We start from the raw sequence: 24,853 nt of genomic DNA, 5'->3' as shown, positions 1-24,853 counted from the left end.
AGCCTATCTTTACCGTATCACCACATTTTGTCTGAAAAATTTTTATCCGGAATGAACAACATACGAATAGCTCCTTATTAAGGAGGAACTTTTAATGACAACTTCTAGTTACGATACAGCTTTATTTTATATCCATCGCTCAGACTGGGATCAACTGCTCATTTTGATGGTCCGGACCGAGGATCAGTTCTTGTCAAAGAAAATTGAACATTTTTTACACGCTTATCATTTCGAACACGATTATCAAATTATTGAAGCAAAATTGTACGCCTTATTGCGCTACCTGGATCATGCATCAGAAAAAACGATGTCCCACTATTTGCATGAACTTCCTATCTAAAATTCATCAATAGTGTTTACAAAACAGGGCATTTTATACAATAGGGACTTTACTATGGCTGGTAACCCTTATAGCGAAATAAGAAGGGGCAAACACATGTATGTGTCTGCCCCTTCTTTTTATGAACTGATTATAGTTAAATAAATCCTGTTATTTTGTTACAGCCTGAAACGCTTTGGCATATAGGTTAAGCTCGTCAATTAATTCAGCAACAGATTTTGCAGCTGCCTCATTTAGTCCATCATGTTCATAGTCGAACTGATCTGGGTCTAATGCCAATTGTTTTGGAATAACATTCGCATACACGCCGCGTCCAACAGTTCTCATGGAATTAAGTGCATTAATTCCGCCTTTTCCGCCACCCGCTACTGCTAGTAAAGCAACCGGTTTATTTGTAAACTGTTCAGCACTTAAAAAGTCTAATGCATTTTTCAAAGCACCGCTCATAGAATTATGATATTCAGGAGTGGCTAAAATCACGCCATCTGCTTCTTTGATTGCTTGTTGTAGTTGTACAACCTCTTCTAATTGATATTGCTCCGCTTCACCTTTATATAATGGTAATGAAGATGTGCTTAAATCAATAAGCTCTGCTCCGTATGTTCTTGAGATAAAACGAGATGCAATACCTGTACGTCCTTGTTTACGTGGTGATCCATTAATGATAACTAATTTCATATCCAAACCCCTCCAACTTAGCCATTGCATGAACAAATTTTATGCAACCATTCATATAAATTTTACTGAGATGAAGAATCATATTTCCTCACCCATTACAATTCTCTTACTTCATAAAGTATAAACAAACAAGTTTATATCTCAAAATAATATGCTTACTAAAAATAAGTAAAAATATTCAGATAATAGAAAAAAGACGAAGAATGTATCACCCTTCGTCTTTTCTTGAACAATAGGCTCTATTAACAAAGCCTGCTATTTAAATAAGTTCTTCAATATTTTTCATGAAAATAGTGGTAACCTTCGAAAGCTTTTCTTTAACTTCTTCCATCGACTTTCCTTGAATGCCGAAGTAAAATTTAATTTTCGGTTCCGTGCCGGATGGGCGCAGACAAACCCATGTACCGTCTTCCAAAATATACTTTAGTACATTGGAATTCGGAAGTTCAATCGTTTCTTCCGTTTTTGTTTCCATTGATACTCTTTTTCCACTCTTATAATCCTCTTGAATAGACACCTTTTGTCCAGCAATCTCAGTCGGAGGATTTTTACGGAAATGTTCGAGAATCCCCTGGATTTTCCTTCCTCCTTCAATGCCTTTCAACGTAAGCGAGCGCAATCCTTCTAAATAAAATCCATATTTCTTAAAAATATGTATTAACCCTTCATAAAGTGTCATTCCTTGCTTTTTGTAATAAGCACACACTTCAACAGCCAATACAGCCGCTTGAATGGCATCTTTATCACGCGCAAAATCTTTAATTAAATAGCCATAACTTTCTTCATATCCAAATAAGAAAGTATTAGAACCATTTTCCTCATATTCATGAATCTTCTCAGCAATAAATTTAAACCCTGTTAACACGTCAACCGTATTCAAACCGTATGTAGCCGCAATTGCTCGACCAATTTCTGATGTAACAATTGTTTTCAATACAACTCCATTTTTAGGAATTGCCTCTTTTGCTTGCTTTTGTGTGAGTAAGTAATCCAAAAATAACGCTCCTGTTTGGTTCCCCGTTAAAACTACATATTCCCCGTTTTCATTTTTCACTGCAATTCCAAGACGGTCAGCATCCGGGTCCGTTGCAATTAATAAGTCCGCATCCACTTCATTCCCTACTTCAATTGCTTTTTCAAACGCTGCATGTTCTTCAGGGTTCGGAGATTTCACCGTTGAGAAATTCGCATCAGGCAGCTCTTGTTCTTTAACAATATGAACATTTTGATAGCCTAAATCATGTAATGCACGACGAACCGATTTATTGGCTGTACCGTGAAGCGGAGTGAATACAAGCTTCACATCTACTTCCTGGGCAAGCTGCGGATTTTCTGGCACTGTTAATAGCTGCTGATTGTACGCTCGGTCAAGCTCTTCTCCAATGGTTTCAATAAGCCCTTGCTGTTTAAGTTCTTCAACTTCTTTCACTTCAATAGCAAGCTCATTTGCAATCGCATCTACATAGTGAATAACTCGATCAGCAGCCGTTGGCGGCAGCTGCGCCCCGTCTGGTCCATACACTTTATATCCATTATATTCAGGAGGATTATGACTTGCAGTAATAACAATACCCGCAAAAGCCTTCAGCTCACGAACAGCAAATGAAAGTTGCGGCGTTGGGCGCAATTCATCGAATACATACGCTTTAATCCCTTCTGTTGCTAACGTTTTAGCTGCTTCAAACGCAAACTCCGGCGATTTATGACGTGAATCATATGCAATCACAACACCGCGCTTCTTTGCCTCCTCTCCAAACGATTGAATATAGTCAGCTAAACCTTTTGTTGCTTTGCGGACGGTATACACATTCATTCGATTTGTTCCAACACCAATTTCTCCTCGCATACCGCCTGTACCAAACTCTAAGTTTTTATAAAAAGCTTCCTCTAATTTTGCTTCATCGTGTTTGATTGCTTCTAATGCATTTCGTAATTCCTTATCCAGATTTGAAGCACTTACCCACTTTTCAAATGTTGATTTCCATGTCATCTACCAACAAGCCCCTCTCTTATGCCTTTAGTATTAATTCTCTTACACCTAAAATTATCATAATATTTCCAGTAAATGAAGTGAATACCCTTTAAAGGCTTTATTATATTATTATAATTTTTTCGTTTTTTGATTTCACTTTCATTATAGAGACAAATCTTAGTTCATAAAAGTACATATATTTTACACAAGCACTTTAAACATACTATAATTTCAACAGAAAAGAATAAAACAAAAACATAAAAGAGGGTCTTTTATACTGAGCTATATAGTAACTTCCATTTCTAGTTCTAACGGCATTTTTCATCCTCTATCTTTATATCATTTGGAACAAATCTAAGGAGGCCAAAGCTTCATGAAAAAAATGCTGATTCTTTCAACGGCTCTGTTTGCCTTTACCGCCGTTATCTTAATTACAAATACAAAACAAGAAGAACAATTCAATGGCAATCCGTATGGTAAAAAAGAACTTCATCCTGCGACTATTAAGCAATTAACAGATCCTAATTATCAAAATTTAATTTTACCAGATGAATTAGCAGCAGATCTTCGCAACAAAAAAAACAAGACCGTCTATTTCTATAGCCCTAAAGATTCTCGGTCTCAACACACAACACCGATTGTCGCTCCACTAGCCGAGAAAATGGGAATTGATTTAGTTCAATTTAATCTATTAGAATTTAAAGAAAGTCAAGACGACTATCATATAGATATACTGCCAACAATCGTGTATTTTAAAAACGGAGTTGAAGTGGAACGTATAGTAGGCTCTAACGAGGAAGCCACCTTTCGAAAGTGGTTTGAAAAAAATGAAGTCAATTAAAATCCAGGGTTTGTTAACGATTATAGTTAATAACACGTTTTCACACAAATGAGCCCTAATCTAATACAGAAAGAGCCAGCTTATATGAAAGAAGGACAAACCTTGCCCATTCATATAAACTAGCTCTTTCTTTAACATTTAAATTAAAAATTCGTTATCTGGCTGAGTGTACATCATATTTGTATTTTCAGAACTTTCCTTTTGAATACGATTAAAATGTTTATAATAAAAAGGAAAGAAAATCCCGTATTCATTCAAAAGTGTAATATTTTGCTCAAATTGTTTAACTAACTCAGAATTAACCGAAGAAGCATCCTGTTCTTTTTTCTCAAGAATAACAATCATTACTTGCAAACATGTGATAACTTGAAAAGCAGCTCTTAGCGTACCGCTATACGGAAAATCACTCTTATTCACTTGTAGTACACCAATCTCTTGAAAGTGTCGAATCTCTTCTTCTGTAAAAAATTTAGGAAACACAGAATTATAGAAATACGAGACAAGGTTAGCAATTTCTTGTTCCTGTTCTACCGTTGAAGAAAGTACAATCTTCATAAAAACACCACCTTCTTTAACACATTAGACCTATAGCCATATGTATAGATAATCTGTGTAACAATGCTTTCTCTAGAATAACATAATAACTGTAAAAAAACTGTGGGAATTATCCCCACAATTAAAAGAACAATAGGTCTAACGATAGAACAAAAATCCTTATATTGTTATCGTTGTACCTGCATTCACCAAGCTATCCATATTATATTTTGAAAGTAGGAAGAAAATTGATTCATACTAGTAAAAAAGCCAACCACTTACTTATAGAGGTCCCGGAAAAATGGAGTAAACTTACAATCGAAGATCTCTTTAAACAATACTGGCAAGCCCCCAAAAAACTTATACATGAGTGGAGAATGAGTAAAGAAGTAACGATAAACAATGAACAAATGCCTTGGTCAACGAAGCTTGTAAAAGGAGACGAATTGAGCATCCCTCTTTTTACAGATAATGCAACAGAAAAGGTTCCCCCTACAAATTTACATATCTCTATTTTATATGAAGATGATCATATTTTAATTGCTAATAAACCCGCGCAAATGGATACTCATCCTTCTCAAGAACATGATCATAAAACATTGATTAACGGTGTTGCTTATTATCTGCAACAAACAGGCCAAAACTGTATGATCAAGCATATCCATCGTCTAGATAAAGACACAACAGGAGCAGTTCTTTTTGCCAAAAATCGTCTCTCCGGATCCATGTTGGATAAAATGCTGGAGGAACGGAAAATCAAACGAACGTATTATGCTTTAGTAGAAGGAATTATGAAGTTAAACCAAGGAACCATTCAGGAGAAAATCGGCCGTGATCGCCATCACGCTACAAGACGCAGAGTTTCACCTACAGGTCAAACTGCCCGAACAAACTATCAAGTGTTACAGCGTTACCCAGATCAAAATAGAACACTCGTTAGCTGTACATTAGAAAGCGGAAGAACACATCAAATTCGCGTCCATTTCAGTCATATTCATCACCCTTTAGCAGGTGATACATTATACGGCGGAAAACGAACATTCCCCCGCCAAGCTTTACATGCAAGAAAAATTGAATTGATCCACCCTATTACAGAAGAAAAAATCGTATGCATAGCTCCTTTTTTAGACAAACCAGCTATTTTTCCACATATATAAAGATAAAAGGAAGAGCATCCGCCAATGAAGCGGATGCTCTTCTTCCATTATGATACGTGATCCTTTTTCTTTTCTGGATGTTTATAACCATCCGCCCAGAAATCAGCGTTCTTAATACCAAGTTCCGTCGAGTTAAAAGTAGGATCCAATCCTTGCTTCTTCTGTTTCTCATAGTCTCTTAATGCAATAAACGCCGGTTTAGCCAATAGAACACAGGCAATTAAGTTCAACCATACCATAATTCCAAGTCCAATATCCCCTAATGTCCATGCTAGGGCAGCTTCTTTTACAGTTCCATAGAAAACAGCTGCTAAGAAAACAATTTTTAATACTACTGAAGCTATCTTGCTACTTTTTCCTTTTAATAAATAAGCTACATTGGTTTCCGCAATATAGTAATAAGCCATAATTGTTGTAAAAGCAAAGAATAGTAAAGCGACGGCTACAAACCCAGATCCAAAGCCTGGCATAATTGTTTCAATAGCTGCTTGTGTATAACCAGGTCCTTCTTCTACACCTTCAATATTCTGAACAATATATTCTCCAGATTTTTCATCAATCGTATTGTACATGCCTGTAAATAAAATCATAAAGGCAGTTGCTGTACAGATTAAGAATACATCTAGATAAATTGAGAAAGCTTGTACTAAACCTTGTTTAGCCGGATGAGATACTTCAGCTGCCGCCGCTGGGTGAGCACCTGTACCTTGCCCAGCTTCATTAGCATAAATACCGCGTTTTACTCCCCAAGCAATGGCAGAACCAATAATACCACCAAACAACGAATCTGCTCCAAAGGCACTGCTAAAAATAAGACCAAAAACAGCTGGAATTTGAGAGAAATTCATAATAACAACAATAATGGCTACAAGAACGTAAGCACCAGCCATAAACGGAACAACATATTGTGCAACATTAACAATCCTTTTTACTCCACCAAAAATAATAAGAGCTAATATAACAATAATGACAATACCTACCCAAAGTTTATTGATATGAAAGGCATTGTCAATAGCTACAGCAATCGAATTAGATTGCACCCCAGGCATTAAAACCGCCATCGCAATTGTAATCGCAATTGCCATAATTATAGCAAACCATTTCAAACCTAATCCTTTTTCAATATAATACGCAGGGCCACCACGATACTCTCCATCTTGCTTCTCTTTATAGATTTGAGCTAGAGTCGACTCAACAAACGCTGTCGCTGCACCTAAGAATGTAATCAGCCACATCCAAAACACAGCCCCCGGTCCACCGAACGCAATCGCTGTTGCTGTACCTGAGATATTCCCTACCCCAATACGGCCAGATAGTGCTAGCGCCAATGCTTGGAAAGATGAAACACCGGCATCAGAACTTTTCCCTACAACTAATAACGGTACCATATCTTTTACATGGCGAATTTGTAGAAAACCAGAACGTACACTAAAATACAATCCCACTAACACACAGAAGATAATGAGTGGCGGGCTCCATAAAACCTCACTAATTTTCGTTACTAATTCTTCCAAAGAAATCCCTCCCTTAGCCTATTCATTTTTTATTTTTTATTTATAAAACCAAGTATAAAGTATATTATTATATTGATTCAATATATTTTTTCTAAATTTAACAAATTTTCTGAAATTTAATCTCCTAAAATCTACCTCCCCCCCCTGTATAAACGAACATTCTTAATTAATAAAAGGTGAATATTCGCTAAAATTTAGATGCCATTCAATATAAAGTAAGTGAACTTTGTTAAATATGGATAAATAATTCTTATATCATATCATTAACGCTTTCCGTGATCCTTGTTTAATCAAAAACAACTAATTTTTTTACTTAAATACTAAAAAAGCAGATAAATTAATATATAATCAATCTATTTATGAGATTATTATTTTAAAAATAGTTTTTCAGCTAAAAAACCTCTTTTAAAGAAGGCGATTATAAACACATTCGGCTCCCTTCAATAATGCTGAAGGGAGCCAAAATGTTCACTCATATCATCCGTTAAAAAAGCAGTTCATCCGGATTGCTTCCAACCCGTTCATTCGCATGTAATCCATCGATTTCCTTCATCTCTTCAACACTTAACTCAAAATCAAATACTTGAGCATTTTCTTCGATTCTTGCAAGTGTTACAGATTTTGGAATCACGACAATTCCATGCTGAAGATGCCATCTAATAATAACTTGAGCTGAAGTTTTGCCATGTTTCTTTGCAATCCCACCAATCGTTGGATTATCTAATAAAACTCCGCGTCCTAAAGGAGACCAAGCTTCTACTTGAATATCATGCTTTTGGCAAAACTCACGAATTTCCACTTGAGTTAAACGTGGATGAAGCTCAATTTGATTAATAACCGGTTTCACTTCACTAGACTTCAACAAGTTCTCTAAATGATGAATATGAAAATTACTCACACCAATCGCTCTTACTTTTCCCTCTTTATATAGCGTCTCTAACGCTCTCCATGTGTCTACATATTTATCTTTACCCGGCCAATGAATTAAGTATAAATCTAAGTAGTCTAGCCCTAATCGTTTTAGACTAGCGTCAAAAGCGGCTAATGTCGATTCATATCCTTGATCGGTATTCCATACTTTAGACGTTACAAAAATGTCTTCACGTGGAATGCCGCTCTCCCGAATCGCTTGTCCTACTCCTTCTTCATTTTGATAAATCGCAGCTGTATCAATAGAACGATATCCTACCTCTAAAGCTTTTTTCACAGATTGTACCGTCTGACTTCCATTCTCTACTTTAAATACTCCAAAACCGAGCTGCGGAATTTTTACTCCATTATGTAAGGTGATTGTTTCTTTTATATTAGAAATCATTCGAATACCTCCTCCTTTTATTTTCCAAGTATATCATAAAAGGTCCTTTATATCCCAACTATCTAACTTGGTATTAATGACTTATCTCCATTTTTGTTGTTTTTTACAAATAATATTTATTCACTTTTTATTTTTTGTAAAGTTTTATTAAGATTTTGTAAAGGTTTTTAAAAATCTCTTCATATTAGATGATGTATTCGCTACAATGATTTAGCAAATACTATTTATACATAGCATCTTGCCTGTATGTTTGACTAATTTTAGGGGGCTTTTAAACATGGCTTTTAAATCGAAAAAAGATAAGTTTGCGGTAATGCTGCTAGATATTGCACAGAATATTAAAGAAGGAGCAGACTATTTCGCAGATTATAAACTAACGAAAATTAGTGATTTAAAGGTATTCTCAGAAAAAATGAAAGAGTATGAACATAAAGGGGACTCTATGGTTCACACTGTTATTAAAGAGTTAAATAACGCCTTTATTACACCAATTGAACGAGAAGATATTCTTGAATTAACAATGAGAATGGACGATGTATTAGATGGTCTTGAACATTGTGCTGCGCTATTCGAAATGTACTCGATTATAAATGCAGACGAATACATGATAAAGTTTGTTGATGCAATTAAACAATGTGGTGCTGAAATTGAAGTAGCTGTCGATAAGCTTTCAACGAAAAAGCTAGCAGCGATTCGTGAAAATGCGATCAAAATTAAAGATTTGGAATCAGTTTGTGACGGTGTTCAACGTCAATCGATTAAAAGTTTATTTACAAATGAAAAAGATCCGATTCGCATTATTCAATATAAAGAAATTTATGAAAGTCTTGAAGACATCGCGGATGATTGCCAAGCCGTTGCCAACACATTAGAAACAATCATCATGAAAAATGCGTAAGGGGTCTTCCTAAAACATGGATACTTTATTAATTTTAACTATACTTATTGTCTTCTTTGCTTTGGCATTTGACTTTATTAATGGATTTCACGATACAGCAAACTCAATTGCTACTGCCGTTTCAACAAAAGCGTTAAAACCGCGTCATGCAATTATTTTAGCAGCTGGAATGAACTTTGTCGGTGCAATGACATTCACTGGTGTAGCAAAAACGATTACGAAGGATATTGTGGATCCATTTACTCTACCTAATGGTTCATATGTTATTCTCGCCGCCCTAATTGCGGCAATTGCCTGGAATTTAATTACTTGGTATTACGGCATTCCAAGTAGTTCTTCACATGCCTTAATCGGTTCTATTGCAGGTGCAGCTATCGCAGCAGCGGGCTTCGGTTCAATTAAATGGGAAGGATTTCTCAAAATTGTTCAAGCCTTAATTCTTTCACCATTACTTGCTTTCGCTGTCGGTTTTATTATATATAGCATTTTTAAAGTGGTCTTTAAAAACAACAATTTAGCAAAAACGAATAAAAATTTCCGTATTCTGCAAATCGCAACAGCCGCTTTACAATCGTATACACATGGTACGAATGATGCTCAAAAAGCGATGGGGATTATTACAATGGCCCTTATTACTAATGGATACACTACAACAACAGATATTCAACTTTGGGTTCAAGTGTCCTGTGCGCTAGCTATGGGGCTTGGTACATCTGTTGGTGGTTGGAAAATCATTAAAACGGTTGGCGGTAAAATTATGAAACTCCGTCCTGTTAACGGAGTTGCTGCTGATTTAACTGGAGCAAGTGTTATTTTCGGAGCAACAGCTATGGGAGTACCAGTAAGTACAACCCATGTTATTTCATCTTCTATTCTTGGGGTAGGTTCCGCTCACCGTGTAAAAGGGGTTAAATGGGGCACTGCACAAAGAATGATTATCACATGGTTTATTACATTACCAATTTCCGCTACTATATCAGGACTGATATATCTCATCATTAATTTCTTATTTTAAGTAAAAATCCTTTCTAAGTCTTTTTAGAAAGGATTTTTTTATAGGCATAAATATGGTAAAATCGACTAAATTTAACTTCATATTCTAGAACGCGAGGGGCAAAAACGTATGGATAATAGACATATTTTTAAAGATTTATATGGAGATTTAATGGAATTTGCTGACCGAATTAGTTCCGTTTTAGGCTGCCCTATTACAATAGAAGATAACAATCATCGTTTACTTGCCTACAGTACTCACGAAGACACAACTGACCAAGCACGAATTTCTACCATTATCGGTCGACGCGTCCCTGAAAAGGTCATTAATAACTTATGGAAGGATGGCATTATTCCCGCCCTTTTAAAGAACGATACACCAATAAAAATCGCAGCAATTCACGAGGTCGGACTTGGCAATCGTGCAGCCGTCTCTATTCGAAAAAATAACGATATCCTGGGATTTATCTGGGCATTAGAGGTTAAGAAACCATTCAGTGAAGAGGATTTGAATTTCCTGCAATTTGCTGCAAAAGAAGCGAAAAACCAGCTTCAGCAACTACAATTAAAGAAAAGAAGAACTGAAGCTAGTCAACAAGAATTTTTATGGCGTTTAATCACTGGACATTACCAAGATGAAGCAGAAATTACCGCTAACTTCAAGAAACTTTCGCTTCCTACTCCATTAGAGTTCGCTATTATCGTCTTTGAGTTCCCACAGGATATTACAAGAGAAGGAGAACGCTACATTTCCTATATGCTAACAACTTCTCAAACAATAAAAACATTTCTATTTACGGTAGATCAAAACAAACTTATTATTTTAACAGGCACAGAGCGAGTTAATGACTCTTCGCTTTTTTCATCTATTTATGAGTTTATCCCATTTTTCATTTTAGAAATGAAAAAACGCTTCGGTGTAGAACATATTCTCGGTGCATCGGGTCGTTGCTATCAACAGATGGAAAACGTTATGCTCAGTTATAAGGATGCGCTGTATACGTTACAATTAAAACGTATTTTCCCCCTAGAATTAGCTTCGGTTCTTCATTACGAAGACTTAGGAATTTTTCAATTACTCGAAAAACTAAGCAGTGATCATAAGCATCTCCCTCACCCATCTATTCGCAAATTACAGGAATATGATCAAAAAAATCAAACATCCTTATTACATACTCTCACCGTCTATTTAGAAACAGATGGAAATCCTAATGAGGCAGCCAAACAGCTTCATATACATGTCAATACCCTTACTTATCGTTTAAAACGCATAACTGAAATTGGGAATGTAAGATTAAAAGATCCTCTCCAAAAGATGTCGATTTTTTTAGACCTAAAGCTTATCCAGTATCGCCAAACCATGAAGAAAGAGCATTTGTGAAATTCCACAAATGCTCTTTCTTCTATTCTCTTTTTTCCACAAACAACTTCTCCCCATTTCCAGATTATACTATATATATTAAGAATATTCAGAACAATAGGGGGGGACTGAAAAATATGCGTATAGGTATTCCAAAAGAAATCAAAAATAATGAAAATCGTGTAGCTATCACTCCAGCCGGTGTCATCGCATTAGTCAGTGCCGGTCATGAAGTATTCATTGAACAAAATGCTGGACTAAGTAGTAGTTTTACAAATGAAGCTTACCAACAAGCAGGAGCTGTACTTGTTGACGATGCGTCTAGTGTTTGGGCAAGCTCCGATATGGTTTTAAAGGTAAAAGAACCAATTGCAGAAGAATATAAATATTTCCGCAAAGATTTAATTCTATTTACGTACCTGCATCTAGCGGCTGATCCAGCGTTAACGCAAGCATTAAAGAACAGCGGCGTCATTGCCATTGCCTATGAAACAGTATCTGTTAATCGTACCCTTCCTCTATTAACGCCAATGAGTGAAGTAGCAGGACGAATGGCTGCACAAATCGGTGCTCAATTCCTGGAAAAGCCAAAAGGCGGAAAAGGAATTCTTCTCGGAGGAGTGCCCGGTGTCAAACGTGGAAAAGTCACGATTATCGGCGGGGGGGTCGTTGGAACAAATGCAGCGAAAATCGCTATCGGCTTAGGAGCTGACGTCACGATTCTTGATTTAAGCCCAGAGCGTCTTCGCCAACTGGATGATATATTCGGAAACCAACTGACTACTTTAATCTCTAATCCTTATAATATTAGCGAAGCGGTAAAAGAAGCTGACTTAGTTATTGGCGCCGTGTTAATTCCAGGAGCAAAAGCACCAAAGCTTGTCACAGAAGAGATGGTTCAATCAATGTCACCAGGTTCTGTCATTATCGATGTAGCGGTTGACCAAGGAGGCATTTTTGAAACGGTTGACCATGTTACAACACATGATTATCCAACGTATGTCAAACATGGTGTTGTCCATTATGCAGTGGCGAATATGCCTGGTGCAGTTCCGCAAACTTCCACAACTGCATTAGCGAATGTCACAATCCCTTACGCCCTGCAAATTGCTAATAAAGGTGTCATAAAGGCCATTCTTGAAAATGACGCACTTGCACAAGGAGTAAACGTAGCGAATGGCGAAATCACCTTTGCTGCCGTCGCACATGATCTCGGTTATACGTATATCCCTGTTCAAGATGCATTAAACCCGAAAAATATTAGTGCTTAATAAGTGCTTAATAAGCAAGGAATCCCCACTGCAATCTATCTCAGTGGGGGTTTCTGTTGTTTTATTTGATTAATTATCTTCAACATACATTGTGTATCAGTAAGAAGCCGTTAAACAGGAAAAATCAACGATCCTTTAAACCTTTTGTCTTGCTTGTGCATACCTTCATCGCTTCTAAAACTGAAGCTCTAAATCGATTGCCTTCTAACGAAGCGACCGCTTGAATAGTTGAGCCGCCTGGCGTGCATACATCATCCTTTAACATACCAGGATGTTTCTCCGTTTCTAATACCATTTTAGCCGCGCCTAGTACTGCTTGTGCTGCCATGCGATACGCTTGTTGTCGTGGAATCCCATCACGAACTCCCCCGTCCGCTAACGCTTCAATAAACATATAGACATAGGCTGGCGAAGAACCGCTAATTGCAGGTACAGCATCCATTAATGATTCTTGAATTAACTCTGTTTTACCAAAACTATTAAATAAGCGTTCTACTTCTACTAATTCTTTTTTCGTCATTTCCTCATTTACACTCATTGCCGTCATCCCTTCTCCAACTAACGAAGGTGTATTCGGCATTGTCCGAACAACTTTCACTTTCCTGCCTATCTCTTTTTCAATTTGTTCAATAGTTACCCCAGCTGCCATTGTAATTATGACAACGTCTTCTTTTAGAACAGGCTTTATTTCCTTCAATATTTCCTGATGAAGAGCCGGTTGAATCGCTAAAAAAAGGTAATCAGCGAACCCGGCCACCTCTTGATTATTCAAACTTCCTTTTATCCTATATCTTTGTTCAACTTTTTTAAGAGTAGAAGCTGTTGAGGCACTTACTTTTATATCAGCCAGCTGTATAACCTCTGCTTTTAACATCCCTTCTAGCATGGCACTTCCCATTTTTCCACAGCCAATAAACCCAATCTTCTTGTCCATTATATTCACGTCCATTCTTTCCTTATCTCAACCTTCATTATATCCAAACAAAGCTGAATTTTAGAACTGATTCCCTTTTTGTTAAAATACAGTTGAGACATCCAAATAGGAGGATACTATGAATTATACTCAAGGTCTACCTGCTGACTTTTTTCAACAACCAACCCTACAGCTTGCTCAATCATTACTTGGCTGTCTTCTCGTGAAAGAAACAGCAGAAGGAACAGCTTCCGGCTTTATCGTTGAAACAGAAGCCTATATGGGACCAGAAGACCGTGCCGCACATAGCTATAACAATCGACGGACAAAACGAACAGAGGTGATGTTTGGAGAAGCAGGATTGATTTATACATACAAGATGCATACCCATACATTGGTGAATGTTGTCAGCGGCCCACTTGAAAAACCAGAAGCAATCTTAATTCGAGCCGTCGAACCTTATATGGGAATTGACTTAATGCAAAAAAGACGTGGTACAGACAATCTAAAAAACTTAACGAGTGGACCGGGCAAACTAACGAAAGCATTAGGCATCACGATGGAAGATTACGGACATTCTTTTTCAGCCCCTCCCCTAGTTATTGTCCAAGGGAAAATTCCAGATGAGGTTTCTTCTGGAGCCCGTATCGGAATTGACAATACAGGGGAAGCGAAGGAATATCCTTGGCGTTTTTGGGTTACTAATAACCCCTTTGTATCACGTCATCGAAAAGGCACCTCTAAATAGATTTTTTTCATTTTTTCTTACCTATCTAATCTAGCTAAAATAAAAAACGTACCTGAACTAGTTACTGATTGTAACCATTCAGATACGTTTTTATCATTAATTTGAAGACACGCCTGCATCTGCAAAAGTTGCCATTTCTTTAAGGGCAAGCGTCGCTGCTTGCAAAATCGGAAAAGCAACAGCGGCTCCTGTTCCTTCACCTAATCGCATACCTAAATCTACAAGCGGTTTCTTGCCTAGCAATTCAGCTGCCGCTTTGTGCCCTGGCTCAACTGATTGATGACCAACAAACATATAATTAGAAGCACCTTCTGCAATCATATTAGCTATTAAAGCAGAAACAGTAGCAATAAATCCATCAACAAGAATTGGTACACGATGACTAGCTGCCGCAAGCATCGCTCCAGCCATTCCTGCAATTTCTAAACCGCCAATTTTTGATAAAAGATCAATTGGATCTTCTGCATTCGGTTGTCTATTATGAATCGCTTCTGTAATGACTTTTTGCTTATGTAAAACACTCTCACTTACAAGCCCTGTCCCAAAGCCAACAAGCTTCTCCATATCTTGTCCGCTTAAAACAGCTGTAATCGCACTGCTTGGCGTTGTATTACCGATTCCCATCTCACCAAGAATGAAGCACTTCACTCCTTTGGCCAGCATTTTTTCGCCTTCTTCATAACCAACTTTCAGAGCTTGAACTGCTTCTTCACGCGTCATCGCTTCTTCTCTATAAAAGTTGCCTGTACCACGGCGTACTTTTTTTGATGTTAAGCCTTCTGCTTCTATATCTGAGTCAATCCCGATATCCACAATCGCAAACTCAGCACCAATCGCTCGGCTAAATACATTAATCGCCGCTCCGCCATTTAGAAAATTTCGCACCATTTGCTCGGTTACTTCTTTTGGAAATGCCGACACACCTTCTGCAGTAATCCCGTGATCTGCGGCAAATACAATCACACCCGGTTTTGTTACTTGTGGAAAAGCTTCCCCTGTCATTTTTCCAAGCTCAATCACTAATTCTTCTAACCTTCCTAAACTTCCCGGCGGTTTTGTTAAAGTATCTAAATATTTCGTTACCTGTTCCCCCATTGCTTCATCAAGCGGTGGAACCTTAATCTCTGACACAAATTCTTCCGTCAATTTTATATCCCCCTATGCCAAATTCCAAATACCTTCAAAACATTTTTATGTACAATCACACTTTATTTTATCATGACTCGTCCATAACGATAAATATCTTTTACTATATACATATTGTGCATCTCGCTGCCCGTTAATTGTGGAATAAACAAAAAAAGATCCGGAGAAATTCGGACCTTTTTTCTATCCATACTTGTGTACATGCTCATTTACACATATTCTTTATTGTCCTGTTTCTTAAAAAAGTTCTTCATTGCATGAAAAACATCCGATTTTTGCTTTAAAATATAATAGTAAAACTTCTCATTATTAATATTTTTATAGGCAGTCATTAAGGTAGAATGGCGATTATACTGATTTACTTCCCCGTATCCGAACATATTCGAAACCTTCATTAACTCTTCAACAAGCTTCACGCAACGAACATTATCTGAAGTCAAATTATCTCCATCGGAAAAATGAAACGGATAAATATTATATTTAGCTGGGTCATACTTATCTTCTATGAGTTCCAAAGCTTTACGATAAACCGAGGAGCAAATGGTTCCTCCACTTTCACCTTTTGTAAAGAAATCATCTTGTGATACTACTTTCGCTTCCGTATGATGCGCAATAAATTCAATTTCCACTGTTTCATACTTTGTCCGCAAGAAACGGGTCATCCAAAAGAAGAAACTACGTGCCATATACTTCTCCCAAAGTCCCATGGAGCCTGACGTATCCATCATCGCTAACACAACAGCTTTAGAGTCTGGTTTTTGAATCTCATTCCACGTTTTAAATTTAAAATCTTCTTTATAAATCGGATGAAAACCTGGTTTACCGCTTAACGCATTGCGTTTAAAAGCAGAAATCATCGTTTTCTTCTTATCAATGTTCCCCATTAAGCCTGTTTTACGAATATCATTAAATTCAATATGCTCCAATGTATGTTCTGCCTGTTCTTTTTTCTGAAGGTTTGGCAGCTCTAGTTGTTTAAATAAAGCCTCTTCTAATTCCATCATAGATACTTCAGCTTCGTAATAATCTTCACCGGCTTGATCTCCTGCTCCTTTTCCTTTTCCGGGGCCGCTTTCAGATGGAGAGCCATCACGTGCAACGACATCCCCTACTTTGCTGTCCCCGCCACCTTGACCTACATGCTTATTTTTATCATAATTATAGCGGATCTTATATTCATCGAGAGAACGGATTGGAATCTTTACAACATCGCGACCATTAGACATAATAATGCTTTCTTCAGAAATTAAATCCGGTAAATTGTTCTTGATTGCCTCCTGCACCTTTTCTTGATGACGCTGCTGATCATCATAGCCTTTTCGATGGAGGGACCAATCTTCCTTAGAAATTGCAAATTGATGGTTATTTTCTTCCTTCATCTTCTTCCCCCTCAAAAACATTATGCACCTTTTTTTGCATTCCCTCATAAGATAGGTTAGTGTGATATGAATACAATCTTTCATTTTTGCCCATGATTTCTCTTGCTCTTTCACCGTAATAAAAGAAAAGTATTACTCTATCCTATGCAATAAAATCAATAAATTTACACTATTTTTCAATATTAGACGATTGCCTATGCTCAAATATTAACTAAACGTGAATGAATAAACATATAAGCCCTTTAAGCAAGAAATCACTCGACCCTACAGCCGAGTGACGTTTAGTTTATTAATATTTTGCAACTTTAGGTGAAGTCCACCTTACCATCTACTTTTAAACGGCCAGCCTTAAGGGCTTCTGTGGTACTTGAATCGTCGTTTAGCAATTTGAATAGATTCTCATCTGATAGTTGTAGAGTTATTTCAGGATGATAAGGCGTCCCCTCTAGCACTTTCACTTTACCGTCTTTAATCAACAATTGAAATGAACCACTTTCTTCTAAATCAAACTGATACACACGTGCACGATTGCCAAAAGTGCGCTCTCCACTATTATTTAGTTTCTCCGCTAATTTGTTTAACTCATCTAGTATACTCATGCCGGCCCTCCCTTATTGGATTCCAACTCCATAGGTAAGGAAACTGTTTTACTCCTAAGCAGGCACGCTTATTTAACATACGTTTAAATAAGAAATAGTCCCCCACCTCAATTCGGCAGGGGAACATCTTCTGTTAGCGATTTAACAAGCTGCCTACATATCTCAATAACTCATTAGCAGAAGTTGAGTTATAGCCATGCTCTTCAATTAATCTAGCAATCACTTCATTTACTTTCTTCAATTGGCGTTCATCCGGTGTTTTTGTTGACGTTGTAATCTTCACAACATCTTTTAAGTCAGCGAACAACTTTTTCTGAATCGCTTCACGAAGACGGTCATGCGAGCTATAATCAAATCGTTTTCCTTTACGAGCATAAGCCGAAATACGAATTAAAATTTCTTCCCGGAACGCTTTTTTCGCATTTTCTGAAATGCCAATTTGTTCTTCAATAGAACGCATCAGCTTTTCATCTGGATTAATCTCTTCTCCTGTTAATGGATCGCGCAATCTTGTTTTATTGCAGTAGGCCTCAACATTGTCGAGATAATTATCCATAAGAATTTTGGCAGACTCTTCATATGAATAAACAAAAGCCTTTTGAACTTCATTTTTGGCAATTGCATCATATTCCTTACGCGCAAGTGAAATAAAGTTTAAATAACGCTCCCTAAGCTCGTTCGTAATCGAAGGATGCTGATCAAGTCCATCTTTTAAGGACATCAATACATCCAGTGCATTAATCGATGGATTTTCCTTTCTTATAATCGTCGAAGAAATGCGGTTAATAACATAACGCGGATCGATTCCGCTCATTCCCTCATCTTGATGTTCTTTTTTCAATTCACGAATATCCGCTGAATTAAACCCTTCTACATTTTCCCCATCATATAGACGCATTTTCTTCACTAAATCAATATCGCCTTTTTTAGGATCCTTCAGACGTGTTAAAATACTAAACATCGCTGCAATCTTTAACGTATGCGGTGCAATATGAACATTGGCAACATCGCTCTCACGAATCATTTTTTCATAAATTTTTTCTTCTTCCGACACTTTTAAGTTATACGGAATCGGCATCACAATAATCCGTGAATGAAGGGCCTCGTTTTTCTTATTAGAAATAAATGACTTATACTCTGTTTCATTCGTATGGGCAACAATTAATTCATCCGCTGAAATTAACGCAAAGCGGCCTGCTTTAAAATTTCCTTCCTGTGTAAGAGACAATAGGTGCCATAGGAATTTCTCATCACATTTCAACATTTCCTGGAACTCCATCATTCCACGATTTGCTTTATTTAACTCCCCGTCAAAACGATAGGCGCGCGGGTCAGATTCTGAACCAAACTCTGCAATTGTGGAAAAGTCAATACTTCCTGTTAAATCAGCAATGTCTTGTGATTTAGGATCAGACGGACTAAATGTACCAATCCCTACTCGACGGTCTTCCGAAAGAAAAATTCGTTCAACCATAACATCTTCAATACGATTTCCATACTCTTTCTCCAGCCTCATTAAGTTCAATGGAGATAAGTTTCCTTCAATTCGAATACCATACTCTTCATAGAAATCATCACGTAAGTATTGTGGAATCAAATGTAGAGGATCCTCATGCATTGGGCAGCCTTTAATCGCATAAATAGCACCTTGCTCCTTTAAGGAATATGACTCCAGCCCTCTCTTTAATAAAGAAACAAGCGTCGATTTCCCACCTGAAACAGGACCCATCAACAACAAAATCCGCTTACGAACATCTAGTCGCTTTGCCGCTGGATGAAAATATTCTTCAATCAAGCGCTCCAATGAATCTTCTAAACCAAATAATTGACCACTAAAGAAGTTATATCGTTTCACACCATTGACTTCTTCTATCCCAGCATCTTTAATCATGTTATATACACGCGAATGTGCAGACTGTGCAACCCAAGGCTTTTCTTTAAGGATCTCTAAGTATTCTGCAAAAGTCCCTTCCCACTTCAGCTTCTGTTCATCTTCTCTAAACTTTTCAATTTTTCTTAAAATGTCCATTACTGGAGCCTCCCCCTATCCCTTTATAGAGAATACTTAAATCTATGCGCCAACTTTGACAAACATGTGCATAGTTTCAAAAGAGGTTGTTTAAACTACGATTGAATTACGATAAAATCAGTAAATATTCTCTAACAAATTATACAAGCAATGGCAATAAATAATTCACATTTTTTGGTAACTGAGGTATACTACATGTATAAATTTGGACAATTCAGTTTAAAGGAGGACTGCGATAATGGGCGCAGGTACAATTATCATTCTTGCTGTAATTGTGACATTTTTATCCGCTATCTTTACTGCAGGTTATAACGACAAACCGAGTGTTTAATAAAAAAAGCTGAGTTGCTTATCTTTAGCAACTCAGCTTTTTTTACTTTCTTTAACGCTTTTTCAATCCTTTTCCTTCCACGTACTCTTTCATATACATACGGCTTTTCTTCCCTAACGTATTAGCCATTTGCTCTGTCCATGTATCTTTACGCTTTCCTTTTGTTCTTCTATCATAATAACTGGAGATTGTTTCATTATATGCTTGTAACTGTTCAATGAATACTTGTTGGTCCGCTTGGTAGCCATTTTCATGATACACGTTAGCAAGCGGTAAACGCGGCTTCTTCTCAGAGCGATTTTTCGGATGACCGATAATAAGCGCAAATAACGGAAGCACACGATGTGGAATATTTAAAATTTCACTAACTGCATGTAAATTATTACGAATACCACCAATATAACATATACCAAGATCCATCGATTCCGCAGCGATTGCAGCATTTTGTGCAGCAAGAGCAGCATCTATGCAACCGACCATAAACTGCTCTGTACTTTCAATCGACTCGGATAAATCTCGTCCTTCCATCTCGGCAACAATATCATGACGGTGTAAATCAACACAAAAAACAAACACGTGCGCACTTTTCTCTACATAGGTTTGCGGCCCAGCAAGTTCAGCCAGCTGTGCTTTCTTCTCCGGATTCGATACCCCAATAATAGAATATGCTTGAATATAGCTTGAAGTGGATGCTGCTTGAGCACACTCTACGATTGTACGAATTTGTTCCTCTGTTACCGGCTTGTCCTCAAATGAACGAATAGAACGGTGATCTAGTATTTTTTCGATAATCTGATTCATCTTTAATCCCCCTGTACATTATGTATAAAAAACTGTAAGACGCCATAATTGGCGACAAACATAAAGCGGGTACTTCTGAAGGCGCTTTCTTCCTTTAGAAATACTTAGCGAACCACTGACATCCTAGAGCTATCTAAACACATATCAAAAGCGCTTGACGCTATTGACTTCTAGCTCTCATCTTAGCGCTTTCTCTAAATATTTATAGAGAAAGCGCCCGCCGTCAACATAGTTAAAACGTGTGTGAACCCCGATTTCACACCTACGAGCGAAAAATGAATGATGTCAGCCTTCTCTTATAATATCTAAATCACGATAATTTTGCTGTCTTAATGCTTCATATATTAAAATAGCTGCCGTATTTGATAAATTTAACGAACGCACCTTATCCGTCATCGGAACGCGTAAACAACGATCCATATTCTCCTGAATTAAATCTTTCGGAAGCCCCGTTGTTTCTCTACCGAAAATAAAGAAGATTTCTTTATCTTGATCACTATAATCAAATGTCGTATGAGGCTTTTCACCAAATTTAGATAAATAGTAAAAATCCCCACCAGCATTTTTCTCAAAGAATTCATCCATAGAATCATAATAATGAATCTTTACATGCTCCCAATAATCAAGACCCGCACGCTTTAAAGATTTGTCATCTGTTGAAAATCCAAGTGGACGAATTAAATGTAACGTTGTATTTGTTGCCGCACAGCTTCTTGCAATGTTTCCTGTATTCGCCGGGATTTCAGGTTGATATAAAACTACATGTATGGCCAATTCATGTTCACCTCTAGTATGAATGTCTCCCTTCATTATAACATTAATCAAACCGACGAAAAAACGTTTCACCTTCCATCTAAAATTCTAAAAAACTTATATACAATATTGGGAGTATAACGAGTAGAATCCTCATACGTCCAATAACGCCTGCGGCTGTTTACCGTATGAGCATTCACAAGCGGCATACCGTATATATCTTTTGCTGTTACAATGAGCGAGTGATCAAAACGGCCATCTCCTTCAAAGTCAATGCATATAATGTCCCCAAGATTTAACTCTTGTGCATACGTCACTGCTTGCGTTCGAATACCTCTACCGCTTGCCAAAAGCATATAGAAACCATGCGCAGTCGTCCAACTATAACTCCAGCTTTTTCCGCTCATCCACCAACCTTTATTTCGGTTTGGACTTCCCCACATTGGAATATTTCCCGCATGTAAGCATTGTGATATATAATTTGTACAATTATCCGCAAATTTATTATAAGCGGGATTAAACTCATTCCACCATCTCTCTGCATATTGAACCGCTTTTCTTCGATCGTACGTATACGTAATTCTTTGCGTATCCTCTACTCTTTGTTCAGGCAAAAAAGTATCTTCTGAAAGTAGCTCTACCTCATAATCATTCACAATGAGACCATTTTGAAACCTCGCCTCACGTTCTTCTATCTCTTCTTCAATAAAAAAAGTATCTCCTTGTTTAATTAAACATTGCAAATGAACTTGATAGGCCAGTACTGTATCTTTTCGGTCATAAAACAAAGAATGGACTTTACCTGCTGCATGAACTCGAACAATATCGGCCTCTCGCTTTTCTAACAATTGATTCTTTCGTAACGGCTTCTCATCCATTTGTTCCGCCCGTCTCTCATCACTCGATATATACTGTTCGATGCGTGTCTGTAATAATTCCTTTAATTGTTCCCTCAAGCTTAAGCCCTCCTTTATCACTCCTACTCAATATGTATGAAAGAGGGCTTGATTAAAAATACAAAAACTACATCAAGGTTTCTGATTTACTAACGGTGTCTACAATCTAATTGTATAAAAAAAATCACTCTGAATAATACGAGTGATTTCCTCTACTTAATCCAACGCTTAACGAACAGTAAGCTCCCACTAATCGAAATTTCACTTTATCAATATGCCGCTAGCATTAATCCCTTCTTTATTTCCGCTAACACGTCTTCATCTTTCTCTTTATCTAATGCACGTTGTAAAATGCCTTCTGCTTCTCCTCCACCAATCTTTCCGATTGCCCAAGCAGCTGTACCGCGAATGACAGGGCGAGGATCTTCTTCCATTACCTGAATTAATTCAGGCAAAGCCGTTTCATCTTTAAAATGTGCCAACGCCAAAATTACATTTCGTTGAATCGGCTTTTTTCCACGCCATGATCCAGATACATGACCGTACTTCTCTTTAAATTCCTTATTCGAAATCGTCAATAAAGGCTTTAACAACGGTTTTGCAATGTCTGGGTCCGGCTCCATTTCTGCATGAATATGAAAATCAATGCCTTTATTTTTTGGACAAACGGTCTGACATGTATCACATCCATACAAACGATTCCCAATTTTAGAACGAAATTCGTCTGGCAAGAAGCCTTTTGTTTGAGTTAAAAAAGCGATACAACGCTTTGCATTTAACTGGCCGCCTTGTACAAGTGCTCCCGTTGGACAAACATCTACACATTTATTACACGTCCCACATTGATCTTCCATCGGTTGATCGGGTTCAAACGGTACATTCGTAATCAAATCACCTAAATATACATACGATCCAAACTCTGGAGTAATGATCATCGTATTTTTCCCACTCCATCCAATGCCAGCACGCTCAGCTACTGCTCGATCGGACAATTCCCCTGTATCAACCATTGTTTTCGTCAATGCATTCGGTACTTTCTCTTTAATAAACGATTCAAGTAATTGTAACTTCTCTCTCAACACAACATGGTAATCCGTCCCCCAAGAAGCGCGACAAAAAATACCACGTCGTTCTCCTTTTGTACTTAATGGAGCGTCCTTCATTTTAGAAGGATAGGCTAACGCAATGGAAATAATCGATTGCGGATGTTCTATAATTAACTCTGGCCTTACTCGCTTTTCAATATTTGGCTCCTCAAATCCAGACTGATAATCTAGTGTTTGCTGCTCTAATAAACGATTCCTTAACGAATCAAACGTCGAAGCCGTCGTAAAACCGATTTTATCGATACCAATTTCTTGACTATAAGCAATTAACTCTTTCTTCAATTCTTTCATATACATCTCTATTCACCTTCGTACGTAAAAGTCTGTATTATGTTCAACCATTTCCATCTATGTTAAACTATTTTCAATCATTTTTGGAGGTGAAACACTTGGAAACAACCATTGCTGACAATCTTAAAGAAAGAATTCCACACTTTAAAGTCGGAATCATTACATACAACGATATCGAAGTCGGACCATCCCCTCAAATGTTAAAAGGAAGATTACAACTATTTCAAGAATCTTTATACTTTGATCTTCAAGAAAAAGAATGGACGGATTTCAACAAAATTCAGGAATGGAGAAATGTATTTAAATTAACAGGAACAAACCCGTCAAGATATCGCCCATCTGCAGAAGCACTGTACCGCCGCATCCAAAAACAAAATTATTTATCACCTGTGCATTCAGCCATCGATTTAAATAACTTCTTCTCCCTTTTATTCGAAGTACCTATTGGCATCTATGACCGTGCCAAGCTTAAAGGAGATATAACGATTAAAATTGGTGAACATGGCGATACATATATGGGGCTTAACGGTCGAATGAACTCTATGGAACATATGATTACATCCGTTGATCAAGAAGGGCCTTTCGGCAGTCCATTTGTAGATTCTGAGCGTACAAAAGTAACGGAAGAAACAAAACAAGCCTTACAAATTATTTATTTCACTCCTTCTACTTCAATAGAAGAAACCGATAAGCAAACAAAATCTTTACTAGATATGTTTCTGCAAATTCATGGAGGAAAAGGGCATTACTCGATTTCAACTAATTAAATAAAAAAGCGTATCTCCCAAATCAATGATAAGGCGATACGCTTTCCCCACTATAAATATAGCAGTTTTTTACATCTATAAAATTTAAAAAACGCAAAGCTTCGTTCTCTCTGTGTAACGAAACTCTGCGTTATCAACGTATGTAATGGAGCGGGTGAAGGGAATCGAACCCTCATCATCAGCTTGGAAGGCTGAGGTTTTACCACTAAACTACACCCGCA

The 24,853-nt window shown here is 37.4% G+C and carries 23 protein-coding genes and 1 tRNA gene; 9 read left to right on the top strand and 15 right to left on the bottom strand.

Features of this window, described 5'->3' with window-relative positions; genetic code table 11:
• Window positions 1-94 precede the first annotated feature (94 nt).
• A complete protein-coding gene (locus tag D1953_RS09745) occupies window positions 95-340 on the top strand; it encodes a YhdB family protein (RefSeq protein WP_119116993.1) in 246 nt (81 codons plus the stop codon).
• 150 nt (window positions 341-490) lie between these two features.
• Here the strand turns inward: D1953_RS09745 and D1953_RS09740 are convergent, their stop codons facing one another.
• The gene (locus D1953_RS09740) at window positions 491-1,018 is read right to left on the bottom strand and encodes an NADPH-dependent FMN reductase (RefSeq protein ID WP_119116992.1); all 528 of its coding nucleotides are present in this window, start codon (window positions 1,016-1,018) and stop codon (window positions 491-493) included.
• Between the two features lie 259 nt (window positions 1,019-1,277).
• Entirely contained in the window at window positions 1,278-3,008 is a 1,731-nt protein-coding gene (locus D1953_RS09735) for a phospho-sugar mutase (RefSeq protein WP_119116991.1), read from the bottom strand.
• A gap of 355 nt (window positions 3,009-3,363) precedes the next feature.
• Here D1953_RS09735 and D1953_RS09730 point away from each other — a divergent pair, with 355 nt between their 5' ends.
• Window positions 3,364-3,831, top strand: a complete 468-nt coding sequence (locus D1953_RS09730; protein WP_119116990.1) for a thioredoxin family protein — start codon at window positions 3,364-3,366, stop codon at window positions 3,829-3,831.
• A 138-nt stretch (window positions 3,832-3,969) separates the two neighbouring features.
• On the opposite strand, the gene D1953_RS09725 is transcribed toward D1953_RS09730, so the two are convergent.
• Window positions 3,970-4,386, bottom strand: coding sequence for a DUF5365 family protein (locus D1953_RS09725; RefSeq protein ID WP_119116989.1), 417 nt, complete (start codon window positions 4,384-4,386; stop codon window positions 3,970-3,972).
• A gap of 230 nt (window positions 4,387-4,616) precedes the next feature.
• Between D1953_RS09725 and D1953_RS09720 the strand changes: the two genes are divergently transcribed.
• Window positions 4,617-5,522: an RluA family pseudouridine synthase gene (locus D1953_RS09720; protein ID WP_425454267.1), complete on the top strand. Its 906-nt coding sequence runs from the start codon at window positions 4,617-4,619 to the stop codon at window positions 5,520-5,522.
• Window positions 5,523-5,569: 47 nt separating this feature from the next.
• Here D1953_RS09720 and D1953_RS09715 read toward each other — a convergent pair whose 3' ends face one another.
• Together D1953_RS09715 and D1953_RS09710 are read right to left on the bottom strand one after the other, a co-directional pair.
• Window positions 5,570-7,036, bottom strand: coding sequence for an alanine/glycine:cation symporter family protein (locus D1953_RS09715; protein ID WP_119116987.1), 1,467 nt, complete (start codon window positions 7,034-7,036; stop codon window positions 5,570-5,572).
• Between the two features lie 484 nt (window positions 7,037-7,520).
• Complete coding sequence (locus D1953_RS09710; protein WP_119116986.1) at window positions 7,521-8,351, bottom strand: aldo/keto reductase; 831 nt, start codon at window positions 8,349-8,351, stop codon at window positions 7,521-7,523.
• Window positions 8,352-8,628: 277 nt separating this feature from the next.
• Here D1953_RS09710 and D1953_RS09705 point away from each other — a divergent pair, with 277 nt between their 5' ends.
• The 4 genes from D1953_RS09705 (at window position 8,629) to ald (ending at window position 12,873) form a co-directional block, all read left to right on the top strand.
• The gene (locus D1953_RS09705; protein WP_119116985.1) at window positions 8,629-9,249 is read left to right on the top strand and encodes a DUF47 domain-containing protein; all 621 of its coding nucleotides are present in this window, start codon (window positions 8,629-8,631) and stop codon (window positions 9,247-9,249) included.
• A gap of 16 nt (window positions 9,250-9,265) precedes the next feature.
• Window positions 9,266-10,264, top strand: a complete 999-nt coding sequence (locus D1953_RS09700; protein WP_119116984.1) for an inorganic phosphate transporter — start codon at window positions 9,266-9,268, stop codon at window positions 10,262-10,264.
• 108 nt (window positions 10,265-10,372) lie between these two features.
• Entirely contained in the window at window positions 10,373-11,623 is a 1,251-nt protein-coding gene (locus D1953_RS09695) for a PucR family transcriptional regulator (protein ID WP_119116983.1), read from the top strand.
• 116 nt (window positions 11,624-11,739) lie between these two features.
• Complete coding sequence (gene ald, locus D1953_RS09690; protein ID WP_119116982.1) at window positions 11,740-12,873, top strand: alanine dehydrogenase; 1,134 nt, start codon at window positions 11,740-11,742, stop codon at window positions 12,871-12,873.
• A 124-nt stretch (window positions 12,874-12,997) separates the two neighbouring features.
• On the opposite strand, the gene proC is transcribed toward ald, so the two are convergent.
• Window positions 12,998-13,807 carry a pyrroline-5-carboxylate reductase gene (gene proC / locus D1953_RS09685; RefSeq protein ID WP_119116981.1) on the bottom strand — a complete coding sequence of 270 codons (810 nt, stop codon included), beginning with the start codon at window positions 13,805-13,807 and terminating at the stop codon, window positions 12,998-13,000.
• Between the two features lie 118 nt (window positions 13,808-13,925).
• Here proC and D1953_RS09680 point away from each other — a divergent pair, with 118 nt between their 5' ends.
• The gene (locus D1953_RS09680) at window positions 13,926-14,534 is read left to right on the top strand and encodes a DNA-3-methyladenine glycosylase (RefSeq protein ID WP_119116980.1); all 609 of its coding nucleotides are present in this window, start codon (window positions 13,926-13,928) and stop codon (window positions 14,532-14,534) included.
• A gap of 96 nt (window positions 14,535-14,630) precedes the next feature.
• Here the strand turns inward: D1953_RS09680 and cobT are convergent, their stop codons facing one another.
• From cobT to queG, 8 genes are all read right to left on the bottom strand, one after another.
• A complete protein-coding gene (cobT, locus tag D1953_RS09675; RefSeq protein ID WP_119117174.1) occupies window positions 14,631-15,665 on the bottom strand; it encodes a nicotinate-nucleotide--dimethylbenzimidazole phosphoribosyltransferase in 1,035 nt (344 codons plus the stop codon).
• A gap of 224 nt (window positions 15,666-15,889) precedes the next feature.
• On the bottom strand, window positions 15,890-17,059 hold the full coding sequence (gene yhbH, locus D1953_RS09670) for a sporulation protein YhbH (protein WP_119116979.1): 1,170 nt from the start codon (window positions 17,057-17,059) through the stop codon (window positions 15,890-15,892).
• 305 nt (window positions 17,060-17,364) lie between these two features.
• Window positions 17,365-17,658 carry an SCP2 sterol-binding domain-containing protein gene (locus D1953_RS09665; protein WP_245980013.1) on the bottom strand — a complete coding sequence of 98 codons (294 nt, stop codon included), beginning with the start codon at window positions 17,656-17,658 and terminating at the stop codon, window positions 17,365-17,367.
• A gap of 133 nt (window positions 17,659-17,791) precedes the next feature.
• A complete protein-coding gene (locus D1953_RS09660; RefSeq protein WP_119116978.1) occupies window positions 17,792-19,687 on the bottom strand; it encodes a PrkA family serine protein kinase in 1,896 nt (631 codons plus the stop codon).
• A 382-nt stretch (window positions 19,688-20,069) separates the two neighbouring features.
• On the bottom strand, window positions 20,070-20,819 hold the full coding sequence (gene nfsA, locus D1953_RS09655; RefSeq protein ID WP_119116977.1) for an oxygen-insensitive NADPH nitroreductase: 750 nt from the start codon (window positions 20,817-20,819) through the stop codon (window positions 20,070-20,072).
• A 285-nt stretch (window positions 20,820-21,104) separates the two neighbouring features.
• Window positions 21,105-21,629, bottom strand: coding sequence for a tRNA (uridine(34)/cytosine(34)/5-carboxymethylaminomethyluridine(34)-2'-O)-methyltransferase TrmL (gene trmL, locus D1953_RS09650; RefSeq protein WP_119116976.1), 525 nt, complete (start codon window positions 21,627-21,629; stop codon window positions 21,105-21,107).
• A 32-nt stretch (window positions 21,630-21,661) separates the two neighbouring features.
• The gene (locus D1953_RS09645; protein ID WP_119116975.1) at window positions 21,662-22,528 is read right to left on the bottom strand and encodes an amidase domain-containing protein; all 867 of its coding nucleotides are present in this window, start codon (window positions 22,526-22,528) and stop codon (window positions 21,662-21,664) included.
• A 209-nt stretch (window positions 22,529-22,737) separates the two neighbouring features.
• Window positions 22,738-23,871 (bottom strand): tRNA epoxyqueuosine(34) reductase QueG, encoded by a 1,134-nt coding sequence (gene queG, locus D1953_RS09640; protein WP_119116974.1) that lies wholly within the window; start codon window positions 23,869-23,871, stop codon window positions 22,738-22,740.
• Window positions 23,872-23,963: 92 nt separating this feature from the next.
• Here queG and D1953_RS09635 point away from each other — a divergent pair, with 92 nt between their 5' ends.
• The gene (locus D1953_RS09635) at window positions 23,964-24,632 is read left to right on the top strand and encodes a B3/B4 domain-containing protein (protein ID WP_245980011.1); all 669 of its coding nucleotides are present in this window, start codon (window positions 23,964-23,966) and stop codon (window positions 24,630-24,632) included.
• Window positions 24,633-24,778: 146 nt separating this feature from the next.
• Here D1953_RS09635 and D1953_RS09630 read toward each other — a convergent pair.
• Window positions 24,779-24,852 (bottom strand) — tRNA-Gly (locus D1953_RS09630).
• Between the last annotated feature and the right edge of the window lies 1 nt (window position 24,853).

The organism is Peribacillus asahii (genome assembly GCF_003570725.1).
GTDB lineage: Bacteria > Bacillota > Bacilli > Bacillales > DSM-1321 > Peribacillus > Peribacillus asahii.
This window is presented reverse-complemented; position numbering and strand designations above follow the sequence as displayed.